Genomic DNA, 11917 nt, shown 5'->3' on the forward strand with positions numbered 1-11917 from the left:
ACGCCCGGTTACATTCCGAACCCGGAAGCTAAGCCTTACAGCGCCGATGGTACTGCAGGGGGGACCCTGTGGGAGAGTAGGACACCGCCGAACAAATTGTGAGAGAACCCCCGTACCGTTTATTCGGTACGGGGGTTTTCTGCGTTTCGGCTACGGTGTTCGGCATGAACTACAAGGTCCGTTCCATACACGCCGACGAGTGGCCGCGGGCCAAGGCTCTGCGGCTTGCCGCCCTTCAGGACCCCGTGGCGCATCTCGCCTTCCTGGAGACCTACGAGGCGGCCGTGGCCCACCCCGACTCGTTCTGGCAGGAGCGTGCCGCGGGAAGCGCCGAAGGGGCGTCCGGCGCGCAGCAGATCATCGCCGAAGGGCCGGACGGGGAGTGGGTCGGGACGCTGACCGTGCTGATCGAAGAGGCCGGGACGACCGACTGGGCCGGGTTCCCCGTCGAGCGCAAGCAAGGGCATCTCGTCGGGGTCTTCGTACAGCCCGAGCACCGGGGCATCGGGCTCACCGAGGTGCTCTTCGACGCCGGCCTGGAGTGGGCGTGGGCGCACGGCGCCGAGCGGGTGCGGCTCATCGTGCACGAGGACAACGGGCGTGCGCAGCGGCTGTACCGGAAGGTGGGGTTCGAGCCGACCGGGGTCACCGTGCCGCTGCCGCAGACGCCGGGCGAAACCGAGCTGGAGTTCGCGATCGAGCCCGAGTAGGGCTACACCGGCAGTTCGTCGTGCGGCCAGCGGGCGCGGGCCTGTTCCCGGGACCGCAGCAGGGCCAGGGTCGGCAGGCCCCGGTCCGCGCCGGTGGCCAGCAGCTCGGGGAGCTGGGGCAGCGGGGCGACGGCCGCGACGTCGTCCAGGACGAGCGTCAGTGGTGGGTCGAGGCGACCGGAGGATGACCGTTCGGCCATGTGCCGGCCGCGCTCGACCACGCTGGAGGCCAGGGCGGTCAGCAGTGGCATCGCGCCCGGGTTCGTGCGGGGATCCTCGATGGATTCACCCACCACATAAAGCGTGCCCCCCTCGTTCACGAAAGAATCCAATGCGAGCGCATCAGTTCGGTTGGGGGTGCACGCCTCGCGGATGTTCACCGTGAACAGGGCGGACAGTGCCCGCGTGGTCAGCTGCTGTGCCATGTCCCGGCGCTCGGGGTGCGCGGTCAGGGCGGCTTCCAGTTCGCCGGCGGCGCCGGGGGCGGCCTTCGGGCTGGTGCGGAGGATGCGGACCGCGTCCTGGAGCTGGGTGCCCTGGGACCAGCGGTGCACGTGCCGGATCGTACGGCCGTCTACGGCGGCGGCGTGCAGGGCGCTGCGCAAGAGGGTTTCGGCGGTGTCCGCCACGGCCTGGTCGATCTTCGCGGTGGGCCGGACCGGGGCGAGCAGCGCGGCCGCTCTTGCCGCTGCCGTCTGCTTGTCCTCGCAGCCCGTCGTCGGCGACCAGTGGAGGCGGGACGGGGTGTCGCAGAGGTGCGCGGGGTCGTAGAGGTGGACCGGGCCCAGTTTGGCGCGGGCGTCCTTGGTGTCCTGCCAGACCGCCGGGTTGGAGGTGATGACCAGGGCCGGGCCCTCGGCGTCGCGTACAGCCTGGGTCGCGGTGGTGCGCCGGGTCTCCCGAGGGGCCACGAAGACCTTCTCCCAGGCCGGTAGCAGCGTCGGGGATGTGAGTGCGGCAGCGGGAGCGGCGGGCTGCTGGACCGGCTCGGGTCTCGGTGCGGGTACCTCGTGCTGGACCGGGACCTGGTGCTGGACCGGCGCCGGGATCGGCCGCGGCACCGGTTCCGGGAGCGGCTCCGGCTCGGGCGGTGCCGGCCTTTCCTCCCGCCGCCGTGCCCTGACCGCACGCCACCGGGTCACCGTCCCCATCACGAACACGGTGAGCACGATCAGCACCATCAGCTGGCCGATGAACAGCCCCCAGAACAGCCCGTACCCGGAGAGCTCCGCCTCCGGTGTCTCCGGCCAGGCGCCGGTGATGTCCTGCGGGGCGCCGAAGAGGTGGCGCAGGGCGAGCGGGGTGCGGGCGAAGGTGACGCCGGTGGGCCAGGCGCCGTGGGCGAACAGGCCGGCCAGCCCTGTCGCCGCCCACACCATCGAGGTCAGGCCGAGCAGGAACGCGAGCAGGCCGAGCACCAGCCCGTCGGGGATGCCGCCCGCTGTCTCCTGCCGCCGGTCGTCTGCGCGCACGCCGTCGCCCCCTCTACGCCACCGTCGACTCGTCGCCGAGGTGTTGTTCCACGAAGGCCGCCGCCCGCTCCTCCGCCTCCAGCTCGGCGGCGCGCAGGGCGTCGTCGTGCAAGTGGTCGGCGGACGATTCGGTCATCGCGCGGTCGGTGAAGACCAGCGGCCGTTCGGTCTCCGTGACCAGGTGTTTGACCACCTGGACATTGCCGTTGACGTCCCAGACGGCGATACCCGGGGTGAGGCTGGGAATGATCTCCACCGCCCATCTGGGCAGCCCGAGCACCCGGCCGGTGGCCCTCGCCTCGTCCGCCTTCTGAGCGTAGATCGTCCTGGTCGACGCCATCTTCAGGATGGCCGCTGCCTCCTTGGCCGCCGCCCCGTCCACGACGTCGGACAAGTGGTGGACGACCGCCACGAAGGACAGACCCAGCCGTCGGCCGAACTTCAGCAGCCGCTGGAACAGCTGGGCCACGAAGGGGCTGTTGATGATGTGCCAGGCCTCCTCGACCAGGAAGATGCGCTTCTTCCGGTCGGGGCGGATCCAGGTGTGCTCCAGCCAGACCCCGACGATCGCCATGAGGATCGGCATCGCGATGGAGTTGCGGTCGATGTGGGACAGGTCGAAGACGATCAGCGGCGCGTCCAGGTCGATGCCGACCGTCGTCGGGCCGTCGAACATGCCGCGCAGGTCACCGTCGACCAGTCGGTCCAGTACCAGGGCGACATCGAGCCCCCAGGCCCGTACATCGTCTATGTCGACGTTCATCGCCTCGGCCGACTCCGGCTCGGGGTGCCGTAGCTGCTCGACGATGTCGGTCAGGACCGGCTGGCGTTCCACGATGGTCTCGTTGACGTAGGCGTGGGCGACCTTGAGCGCGAAGCCGGAGCGCTCGTCGAGGCCGTGGCCCATCGCGACCTCGATGATGGTCCGCAGCAGCGCGAGCTGCCCGGTCGTCGTGATCGCCGGGTCGAGCGGGTTGAGGCGGATGCCCTGGTCGAGCGCCGCCATCGGGTCCAGCCGGATAGGAGTTATCCCCAGCTCCTGCGCGATGAGGTTCCATTCGCCGGCGCCGTCCTCGCCCTGCGCGTCCAGCACGACGACCTGGCGGTCGCGGAAGCGCAGCTGGCGCAGGACGTACGTCTTCTCCAGCGCCGACTTGCCGTTGCCGGACTCGCCGAGGACGAGCCAGTGCGGCGCCGGGAGCTGCTGGCCGTACAGCTGGAAGGGGTCGTAGATGTACCCCTTCCCGGAGTAGACCTCGCGGCCGATGATCACGCCCGAGTCGCCGAGGCCGGGCGCGGCGGTCGGCAGATAGACGGCCTGGGCCTGCCCGGTCGAGGTGCGCACGGGCGGCCGGGTCGTCTCGACCTTGCCGAACAGGAACGAGGTGAAGGCGTCGGAGAGGATGGACATCGGATCCCGCATGCGGCGGCCCTACCTTCGAATGCCGGTGGCGAACGGGAGCGTGTTCACAAAGGCGCGGTGGTGCTCGCGGTCGCACCACTCCAGCTTCAGGTACGACTTTCCGGCCGAGGCCCGGATGGTCCGCTTGTCGCGGGCCAGGGCCTCGGGGGAACGGGAGGAGACGGTGATGTAGCCGACCAGGTTCACGCCCGCCGCGCCGCTCGCCAGGTCCTCTCCTCGCTGGTCGAGGCGGTTGTGGGCGGCGACGTCGCGCGGGTCGACGGTGCGGTTCATCTTGGCGGCGCGGGACGCCTCGGCCTCGTCGTTCGTCTTCTCCGTCAGCATGCGCTCGATGGCGATCTCGGTGGGTTCGAGGTCCATCGTGACGGCGACCGTGCGGATCACGTCCGGGGTGTGGACCAGCAGCGGCGCGAGGAAGTTCACGCCGACCGGGGTCATCGGCCACTCCTTCACCCAGGCCGTGGCGTGGCACCAGGGGGCGCGGGTGGAGGACTCGCGGGTCTTGGCCTGGAGGTAGGTGGGCTCCATGGCGTCGAGCTCGGCCGGCCAGGCGTTGCGCTTGGTCATCGCCTGGATGTGGTCGATCGGGTGGTCCGGGTCGTACATGGAGTGGATCAGCGAAGCCAGCCGCCCCTGACCGAGCGGCTGCCGTACGCGGATGTCGGCCTCCTGCAGCCGGGAGCAGATGTCGGTGAGCTCACGGGCCATGACGACGGCGAGCCCGGCGTCCTTGTCGACCTTGCGGCCCTGCTGCGGTCGCGCGGCCCGGGCCATGGCGTGCGCCTCGGCGGCCAGTTCGCGCGTGTAGTGCATGCACGCGACGAGATAGGCGCGGTGCTGCTCGCTGCTGGTGGACACCATCGACTGCAACTGGTCGTAGGACTGCTGGAGCCACGGCAGCGACTTCTCGTCCCCGCGTACGGCGACGTCCTTGGCGTGGGCGTCGGGGTCGGCGGGGAGGGTGCGGGCGAGCATCTGGATGCGGGTGACGAAGCCGTCGCCGTTGGCCACGTGCTTGAGGAGCGTGCCGAAGCGGTCGACGAGGGCTTCCTGGTCCTCGGAGTCCCGCAGACCGACGCCCGGTCCCTCGATCTCGATGGCCGCGGTGACGGTTCTGCGGTCCGCGTGCAGCAGTACGGCGATCTCGTCGGGCCCGAACGGGGCGGCGAGCCAGGTGATCCGGCCGATGCCGGGCGGCGGGCCGATCTCCACCTCGCGCCCGTCGATCCGGATGCCGGCCTCCATGACCGCCGAGCGGTAGACGGTGCCCCGGCGCACGGTGCGCTTGAAGCTGCGGTTGATCTCGAACCACTTGTAGAACGTCCGGCGCTTGTACGGCACGTAGACCGCGGCCAGCGCCAGCAGCGGGAAGCCCATGAGCAGCACGATGCGCAGGGAGAGGACGGGGACGAGGAGCCCGCACATCATGCCGAGGAACGCGCCGCCGATGATCAGTGCGATCTCGCCGGTCTCGCGATTGCGGCCGACGATCGCGTTCGGCCGGGCGCGGCCGATCAGATATGTACGGCGGGGCGTGACCGGATGGGACACGTGGGACTCGGTCGTCAACGCCCTTCACCTCCCGTGCGGTTGGTACTGCTGTTGCGGGTGTTGCCGGCGTGGGGCGAGTTCAGCGCGCTGCTGGCGGAGCGGGGCACGGGTGCGGCGGAGGGGACAGTTCCGCCGCCTCCGTTCGCGGTGCGGGAGCTGTGCGCGGCGACTCCGCCGGCCGCCTGGTTGGCGGGGCGGGGGCCTCCGGCGGACTGGCCGTTGCTGTCGGCCCGGGTGCTGTGGGTCTTGATGCCCTGGGCGACGAGGGTCGCGGGGGAGCTCATGACGGCCGCGGCCTTGCTCTCGGCGCCCTGCATGATGCGGTTGCTGCGGGAGCCGGCGATCTCGTCGCCGAAGCCCGGGACGAAACGGTAGATCATCGCCGAGGCGAAGATGGCGAGCAGGATGATGGCGAGGCCGGAGACGACGGCGGAGAAGGCGTCGGGGCCGTCGTCGGCGGAGAGCGCTCCGGCGAGGCCGAGGACGATCACGATGACCGGCTTCACCAGGATGACGGCGATCATGATGCCCGCCCAGCGGCGGACGTGGCCCCACAGGTTCTTGTCGACCAGGCCCGCGTAGACGACGGTGCCGAGCAGGGCGCCGACGTACAGCAGGGCGGCGCGGATGACGAGTTCCAGCCAGAGGACTCCGGCGGCGAGGATGCTGACGAGGGAGACGACGATCAGCATGATCGGTCCGCCGCCGATGTCCTCGCCCTTCTCCAGGGCGCCGGAGAAGGTGCCGAAGAAGGTGTCGGTCTGGTCGCCGGTGGTCTTCGCGAGGACCTCTGAGATGCCGTCGGTGGCGGAGACGACGGTGTAGAGGATCAGGGGGGTGAAGGCGGACGCGAGGACGGTGAGCCAGAGGAAGCCGATCGCTTCGCTGATGGCGGTGGTCACGGGTACGCCGCGCACGGCACGCTTGGCGACCGCCAGCAGCCACAGCAGGAGGGTGAGGATGGTCGACGCCGCGAACACGACCGCGTACTGCTGGAGGAACTTGGGGTTCGTGAAGTCGACGGTCGCGGTGTCCTCGACGGCCTCGCTGAGCTTGCCGACGGTCCAGGCGGCGGCGTCGGCGCAGCCCTTGGCGAGGGAGGAGAGGGGGTCGAGGGTGGTGGTGGGGTCGAGGGTCTTGCTGGGGCCGCTGCCACCGTCCGAGTCGCTTTCGCAGAACTCCCTCGCCTGGCCCGACAACAGGTCGCAGTTGTCGGCGGAGGGGGTGGGGGACGGTGTGGGTGCGGCCGCGGCGCGAGACGCCAGCAGCACGACGGTGGTCGGTACGGCGGCGACTGCGGCGGCGGCCTTGAGCGCGACGCGCGGCTTACCGGGCATAGGTGAAGCCTCCGTACTCCTCGACGGCCTTGGCCATCTCGTCGGCGCTGGACGCCTTGTCATCGCTGGGAACGGGGGCAGGCCCGTCCTTCTGGGAGAAGCTGTCGACCTTCCATCCGCCGTCCGCCCAGCGAAGCTGGAACGTCATGGTGAACCAGTCGCTGGTGACGGGCGTGGTCGAGCGTTCCCCCGCGGTGCCGAACACTCCGGTGCACCAGACCTCGACCGTTGCCGCGGCGTCCGAGTGGCTGGTGACCTTGGTGCCGATCGGCATGGTGCGAGAGACGTAGGTGTTGCCACCTGTGGCGTTGCCGTTCTCGTCGAGACCGAGGTTGCTCAGGAACTCCTTGGAGTACGTGGCGTCGAACTTCGTCTCCAGCTCGGCCTGCTTGTCGGCCAGGAAGACCTGCCGCACGATCCCCGCACGCCGGTCGCGCTTGAGCATGTCGGCCGAGACCAGCGTCACCGCGTAGTTCGCCGCCGCGCTCTGCGCTCCCTGCTCGTCCTGAGCGAACCCCGACGGAATCCCCTCGGCGGAAGACTCCACCGGCCGCTCCCCGCTCGCCGCCGTAGCCGCTGCCTGGGGTTTGTTCTCGGGGTCCGGGTTGGGTGATGAATCGTCTCCTCCGCGGTTCGCGAAGGCGATTGCCGCGATGAGGAGGACTACGACGCCGACCACCGTGACCAGGCTCCGGGACGACGAGCGGCCGGCTCGTCGTGGGGTGCCGTACGCGTCGCCGCCGCCCTCGGGCAGCCGTGTGCGGGTCTGGCCCGTGCCTCCGTAACCGCCGGAGGCCTCCCGCTCGTCTCCGAGACTCATGCCGCGTACGCCCCCTCACCGTCGTACCCAAAGCCGTGGAAGCCGTTGGAGTACGACGGTAGCCGTGCTGGTTCCCGCGTGGGCGCGGTGTGGTGACTCGACATCAGGGAAACGCAACCTCAGCCGGTGGGCACGACGGGGGGTGGGAGGGGAGGGGTGATCGTTGCTACACGGCCATGCCGTACACGATGGTGAAGAGCGTGCCGAGAGAGCCGATGATGAAGACTCCCGTCAGGCCCGCGATGATGAGGCCCTTGCCCTGCTCGGCGCTGAAGGTGTCCCGGAGGGCAGTGGCGCCGATGCGCTGTTTGGCCGCCCCCCAGATGGCGATGCCGAGGCACAGCAGGATGGCCACTGCCATCACCACCTCGATCATCACCTTCGCTTCGTTGCCCAGGCTGCCGAAGGGGCCCCAGTCCGGAGCGATCCCCCCGATGATGGTGTTGATGTCTCCCTCGTCGGCCGCAAAGAGCATGTAAGTCACCGCCCCTGGTGGGTAGTTCCGTATCCCCCTGCGTGGGCGCAGAGGTCAGGCCTCATTCTCGCTGACGATGACGCCGTCGTATGTCGACTTGGCGTCATTGATTGGCGGGTTTCGTACGAATACCTTGTGAGGAGTCGTATCGTCACTCTGTGTATCACGGCTGGTCACGCCGGGCAATGAAGTGGGAGCGGAACCTGCTGGGTGATTCCGTCGTTGTCCCCTCTTACCGCTGCTCGCCCGACCCGTACGGTTTCTGACGGCCGGTCGGGTGACGGGTCGGGGAGATGTTCCCCGGGTGAAGGCTATCTTCCGATCGTCCGGCGGTCGCGGTGAGCTGGACAGGGCTAGGCCGTTTCTGATGGCTCTTGGTGGGCTGGGTGGATCTCGTCGTCGGCCGGGCAGGACGCCCGTATGGTGCGGCGACATGAACTCACGGATGCGCAGTGGCGGAAGATCGAGCCCCTCTTGCCCGGCAACGGCAGGCCGGGCGGGCAGTGGGCGGATCACCGTAGAGTGATCAACGGGGTGCTGTTCCGGGCCCGTACCGGGGTGCCCTGGCCTGACCTGCCGGAACGGTACGGTCCCTGGCAGACCGTCTACGAGCGTCATCGCCGCTGGTCGGCCGACGGCACCTGGAAAGCCGTCCTCGAGGAGTTGCAGATCGAGGCCGATGCCGGTGATCCGGACGGCGCACTCGCCCGCGAGGTGTCCCCGCAGGAGTGGGCCGTGAACATTGATTCCACGTCCTGCCGTGCGCATCAGCACGCGGCCGGGGCACCTCGCAAGCCTCCGGCCGACCACCTGCAAAAGGGGGCGGAACGCGTGAGGAGGCCGATGGGCGCGAGGCGTTGGGGCGCTCACGGGGCGGGCTGACCAGCAAGGTCCATCTGCTCTCCGACGACCGGGCCCGCCCGCTGCACTGGCTGACCTCGCCCGGTCAGCGGGGCGACAGCCCGATGTTCGCCCCGGTGCTGGACGGCTTACGCATCCGGCGTCGAGGTACGGGCCGCCCGCGCAGCAGGCCGGACCGGGTGCGCGGCGACAAGGCGTATTCCAGCCGGGACAACCGCGCCTACCTGCGGCGACGCGGGATCAAGGCCACCATCGCGCAGCCCGATGACCAGCGGGACCACCGCAAGCGCCGGGGACAGGCGGGCGGCCGGCCCCCGGGCTTCGACAAGGCTCAGTACCGCCGTCGCAACGCGGTCGAGAGGTGCGTGAACAAGTGGAAGCAGTTCCGCGCGGTGGCCACCCGTTATGACAAGCGCGACTACATCTTCAACGGCACCCTGGCCGTCACCGCGATCGTCATCTGGCTCCGCGACACCGTTCAAGAGCCATAAGCAACGGCCTAGTCGCCCCCGCCCCCGCCCCCGCCGCCGTCACCGCCCCCACCTCCGCCGTCGCCTCCGCTGTCTCCTCCGTCGCCTCCGCTGTCTCCTCCGTCGCCACCGTCCGAGCCCCAGCCGTCGCTGCCGCCGGGTTCGTTGTCGTCGCGGCCGCTGCCGAGGTTGCTGAACCAGGGGCGGTTCCAGGTCTCGTCAGGGGCGAACGGCTCGCCCCCGTAGCTGCGGTGGCGCTCCGAGCGGAACCGGGCCGAGCCCGTCGTGTCCCCGAGCCCGAAGGTGACGGCGAAGGCGTGCGCCATGACGGCGTCCAGCGGGTCGATGCTCTCGTGGTGCACCGGGGAGAGGGGCACCAGGACGCTGTGCGGATCGGGGGTCCGCCTGCGCGGGGGGCGGCTCAGCAGGGCGACGCGCCGCTCGTCGCGCAGCAGCCACGAGCTGGTCGCGTTCTCCCGGCGCAGCATCCAGTGCTGTCCGGGCAGCCGCAGCTCCACGTAGTTCTTCGACTTGCGGAGCTTCCTGCTGAGGAGGGGCTGGGCGGTGACCGTGCCGACGGTCACGCGCAGGCCCTGGGAGGGGTCGGTGGTCCGCGAGCTGAAGCCGTGGGGGGCCCGGACGCGTACGACGGGCGCGTGCGGTCCCCATACGTCCACGCGCACCAGCTTCCGGTCCACGGTGACGGTGATCGGTCCGGCCGGCCCCGGCGCGTACCGCCGCGCGATCCACAGGGGTACGCCCTCGGACCGGGCCCGGTCCGCCAGCGCCGCCACCTGCCCGGGCCCACCGCACCGCCGTACCGCCAGCTCGCCCAGCTCGCGCGCGAACGGGGCGGCCTGACGGAGCTTCAGCGGGGTGCAGGTGCCGGTGATCCGGGTGACCGGGACGGTGCCGGGGCCGTCCGGCAGCCGGTTCAGCGGGCGTTCCGTCCCGCCGCCGCCGAGCCAGTACCCGCGCCGGTAGGCGTCGGCCATGGCGGCGAGGTTCAGCTCGCCGAGCGGGGTGGTCCGGCCGCCCCTGAGCAGCGCCTCCTCGGTCAGTGCCACGGTCCGTGCCAGCGGATTCCATGACTGCTCGCCGTAGAGCACGTGATGCATGCCGTCCCCCGTCCCTTGCTCCCCTACGGGAGTGACTGTCGGCCGGGGGCGTTCGGTTCCCGGCGACGGCCCCGGGGGTGCCGTCAGCGGGGTTTGAGGCCGTGCAGGAGGGTGTGGACGAGGTCCTCCAGGCCGGCCAGGGCCGCCTCGGGCGCGAGCATGCCGCCGGCGGCGAAGGCGGCGAGGCCGTGCAGGCTCGCGCCGGCGATGAGGGTGAGCTGGGCGGGATCGCCCTCGACGATCTCGCCGCGCCGCTGGGCGTCGGCCAGGACCCGCTCCAGGATGCCGACCGTGCGGTCGATCGCCGACGCCATCTGCTCATAGGCGTCGGGGTCGTGCTTGCGGGCGTACATCAGCTCCAGCAGCTCGGCGTTGTCGAGGGCGAAGCGGAGATAGGCGCGGGCCAGGGAGGTGATCCGCGGTTCCAGGGGGAGGGCGGGGTCGTCGGCGGCCTGGAGGGTCTGCTCCAGGCGGTCGTAACCGGCGAGCGCGAGCGCGTTGAGCAGGGCCTGCTTGTCCTTGAAGTGGCGGCCGGGCGCGGCATGGCTGACGCCGGCCTCGCGGGCCAGTTCGCGCAGGGAGAGCGCGGTGACGCCCTTCGTCCGCAGGGTGCGCTCGGCACCGGCGAGCAGGGTGGAGCGCAGGTCTCCGTGGTGGTAGGGGCGGCTTTCGGGCATGGGCCCATCGTAGCCGGATGTTGTCATCGTCAGCTTTGTTGTCAGCGCCATCATTGTTGTCATTGACAGCATTGTTGTCGGCGCCTACATTCGAGGCATGACCCAGACGCAGAAGTGGAACGCGACCGACCTGCCCGATCTCAGCGGCCGTACGGCCGTCGTCACCGGTGCCAACAGCGGCATCGGTCTCACCGCCGCCCAGGCGCTGGCCGGGGCGGGCGCGCATGTCGTCCTCGCCGTACGGGACCCCGAGCGCGGCCGGGCCGCCGCCGCGACCGTGTCCGGCAGCACCGAGGTGCGGCGACTCGACCTGGCCGACCTGGCGTCCGTGCGGGAGTTCGCCGCGGGGTGGGCGGGCCCGCTGCATGTGCTGATCAACAACGCGGGCGTGATGATGATCCCGCGGCAGCGGACCAAGGACGGCTTCGAGATGCAGTTCGGCACCAACCATCTCGGGCACTTCGCCCTGACGAACCTGCTCCTGCCGTACGTCACCGACCGCGTCGTCACCGTCTCCTCCTCCGCCCACCGCTGGGGCGACGAGGCGATTCACTTCGACGACCTGAACAGCGACACGGCCTACGACCCGCGGGGCGCCTACGGGCAGTCCAAGCTGGCGAACCTGCTGTTCACGCTGGAACTCCAGCGCCGGCTGACCGAGTCCGGCTCCCGGGTCCGCGCCCTGGCGGCCCACCCGGGGTATTCGGCCACCAACCTCCAGAGCCACGCCGCGAGCCGGGTGGCCCGGCTGGCGATGCGGTTCTCCAACAGGTACGTGGCCCAGAGCGACCGGGCGGGCGCCCTGCCGACCCTGTACGCCGCCACCCAAGACCTGCCCGGCGCCTCCTACGTCGGCCCCGACGGCTTGGGTGAGTGGCGCGGCGGCCCGACCCTGGTGAGCCGGTCCCGGGCGGCGAGCGATCCGGCGACGGCCCGGCGACTGTGGACGGTCTCCGAGGAACTCACGGGTGTCGTGTGTCCGTTGGAGATGCAGGTGGCCTGA

General features: G+C 70.5%; 11 protein-coding genes and 1 rRNA gene. 4 read left to right on the forward strand and 8 right to left on the reverse strand.

Features of this window, described 5'->3' with window-relative positions; genetic code table 11:
- Together rrf and ACWD11_RS14110 are read left to right on the forward strand one after the other, a co-directional pair.
- Positions 1 to 93: ribosomal RNA gene (rrf, locus tag ACWD11_RS14105) — 5S ribosomal RNA — on the forward strand; the annotation flags it as partial.
- A 71-nt stretch (positions 94 to 164) separates the two neighbouring features.
- Positions 165 to 710 (forward strand): GNAT family N-acetyltransferase, encoded by a 546-nt coding sequence (locus ACWD11_RS14110; protein WP_451283141.1) that lies wholly within the window; start codon positions 165 to 167, stop codon positions 708 to 710.
- A gap of 2 nt (positions 711 to 712) precedes the next feature.
- Here ACWD11_RS14110 and ACWD11_RS14115 read toward each other — a convergent pair whose 3' ends face one another.
- The 6 genes from ACWD11_RS14115 to ACWD11_RS14140 all read right to left on the reverse strand — a co-directional run bounded on the left by ACWD11_RS14115 (position 713) and on the right by ACWD11_RS14140 (position 7788).
- Complete coding sequence (locus tag ACWD11_RS14115) at positions 713 to 2182, reverse strand: type IV secretory system conjugative DNA transfer family protein (RefSeq protein ID WP_451283143.1); 1470 nt, start codon at positions 2180 to 2182, stop codon at positions 713 to 715.
- Between the two features lie 13 nt (positions 2183 to 2195).
- Positions 2196 to 3605 carry an ATP-binding protein gene (locus ACWD11_RS14120; protein ID WP_389417989.1) on the reverse strand — a complete coding sequence of 470 codons (1410 nt, stop codon included), beginning with the start codon at positions 3603 to 3605 and terminating at the stop codon, positions 2196 to 2198.
- Positions 3606 to 3614: 9 nt separating this feature from the next.
- Positions 3615 to 5174, reverse strand: coding sequence for an SCO6880 family protein (locus ACWD11_RS14125; protein WP_389417990.1), 1560 nt, complete (start codon positions 5172 to 5174; stop codon positions 3615 to 3617).
- Complete coding sequence (locus ACWD11_RS14130) at positions 5171 to 6493, reverse strand: hypothetical protein (protein WP_451283145.1); 1323 nt, start codon at positions 6491 to 6493, stop codon at positions 5171 to 5173. Before ACWD11_RS14130 ends, ACWD11_RS14125 begins: the two co-directional genes overlap by 4 nt.
- Complete coding sequence (locus ACWD11_RS14135; protein ID WP_451283147.1) at positions 6483 to 7313, reverse strand: hypothetical protein; 831 nt, start codon at positions 7311 to 7313, stop codon at positions 6483 to 6485. The genes ACWD11_RS14130 and ACWD11_RS14135 overlap by 11 nt, the downstream gene beginning before the upstream one ends.
- A 166-nt stretch (positions 7314 to 7479) precedes the next feature.
- The gene (locus ACWD11_RS14140) at positions 7480 to 7788 is read right to left on the reverse strand and encodes a hypothetical protein (RefSeq protein WP_019526682.1); all 309 of its coding nucleotides are present in this window, start codon (positions 7786 to 7788) and stop codon (positions 7480 to 7482) included.
- A gap of 420 nt (positions 7789 to 8208) precedes the next feature.
- Here ACWD11_RS14140 and ACWD11_RS14145 point away from each other — a divergent pair.
- Positions 8209 to 9140 (forward strand): IS5 family transposase gene (locus tag ACWD11_RS14145; RefSeq protein ID WP_451283149.1). Its coding sequence is split into 2 segments (ribosomal slippage): positions 8209 to 8625 and positions 8628 to 9140, totalling 930 coding nucleotides; the frame shifts between segments, so codons are not numbered across the junction.
- Between the two features lie 8 nt (positions 9141 to 9148).
- Here ACWD11_RS14145 and ACWD11_RS14150 read toward each other — a convergent pair.
- Positions 9149 to 10237, reverse strand: a complete 1089-nt coding sequence (locus ACWD11_RS14150; RefSeq protein ID WP_451283151.1) for a hypothetical protein — start codon at positions 10235 to 10237, stop codon at positions 9149 to 9151.
- A gap of 83 nt (positions 10238 to 10320) precedes the next feature.
- Positions 10321 to 10914 carry a TetR/AcrR family transcriptional regulator gene (locus tag ACWD11_RS14155; protein WP_389417994.1) on the reverse strand — a complete coding sequence of 198 codons (594 nt, stop codon included), beginning with the start codon at positions 10912 to 10914 and terminating at the stop codon, positions 10321 to 10323.
- A 97-nt stretch (positions 10915 to 11011) separates the two neighbouring features.
- On the opposite strand from ACWD11_RS14155, the gene ACWD11_RS14160 reads away from it, so the two are divergent.
- Positions 11012 to 11917, forward strand: coding sequence for an oxidoreductase (locus ACWD11_RS14160; protein ID WP_451283153.1), 906 nt, complete (start codon positions 11012 to 11014; stop codon positions 11915 to 11917).

This window comes from Streptomyces sp. NPDC002776 (assembly GCF_053592195.1).

What these genes read in the sequence shown, in the direction of transcription:
- ACWD11_RS14110 (WP_451283141.1), top strand. Translation starts at nt 165, where the DNA reads ATGAACTACAAGGTCCGTTCCATACACGCCGACGAGTGGCCGCGGGCC.
- ACWD11_RS14120 (WP_389417989.1), bottom strand. Translation starts at nt 3,605, where the DNA reads ATGCGGGATCCGATGTCCATCCTCTCCGACGCCTTCACCTCGTTCCTG.
- ACWD11_RS14130 (WP_451283145.1), bottom strand. Translation starts at nt 6,493, where the DNA reads ATGCCCGGTAAGCCGCGCGTCGCGCTCAAGGCCGCCGCCGCAGTCGCC.
- ACWD11_RS14135 (WP_451283147.1), bottom strand. Translation starts at nt 7,313, where the DNA reads ATGAGTCTCGGAGACGAGCGGGAGGCCTCCGGCGGTTACGGAGGCACG.
- ACWD11_RS14140 (WP_019526682.1), bottom strand. Translation starts at nt 7,788, where the DNA reads ATGCTCTTTGCGGCCGACGAGGGAGACATCAACACCATCATCGGGGGG.
- ACWD11_RS14150 (WP_451283151.1), bottom strand. Translation starts at nt 10,237, where the DNA reads ATGCATCACGTGCTCTACGGCGAGCAGTCATGGAATCCGCTGGCACGG.
- ACWD11_RS14155 (WP_389417994.1), bottom strand. Translation starts at nt 10,914, where the DNA reads ATGCCCGAAAGCCGCCCCTACCACCACGGAGACCTGCGCTCCACCCTG.
- ACWD11_RS14160 (WP_451283153.1), top strand. Translation starts at nt 11,012, where the DNA reads ATGACCCAGACGCAGAAGTGGAACGCGACCGACCTGCCCGATCTCAGC.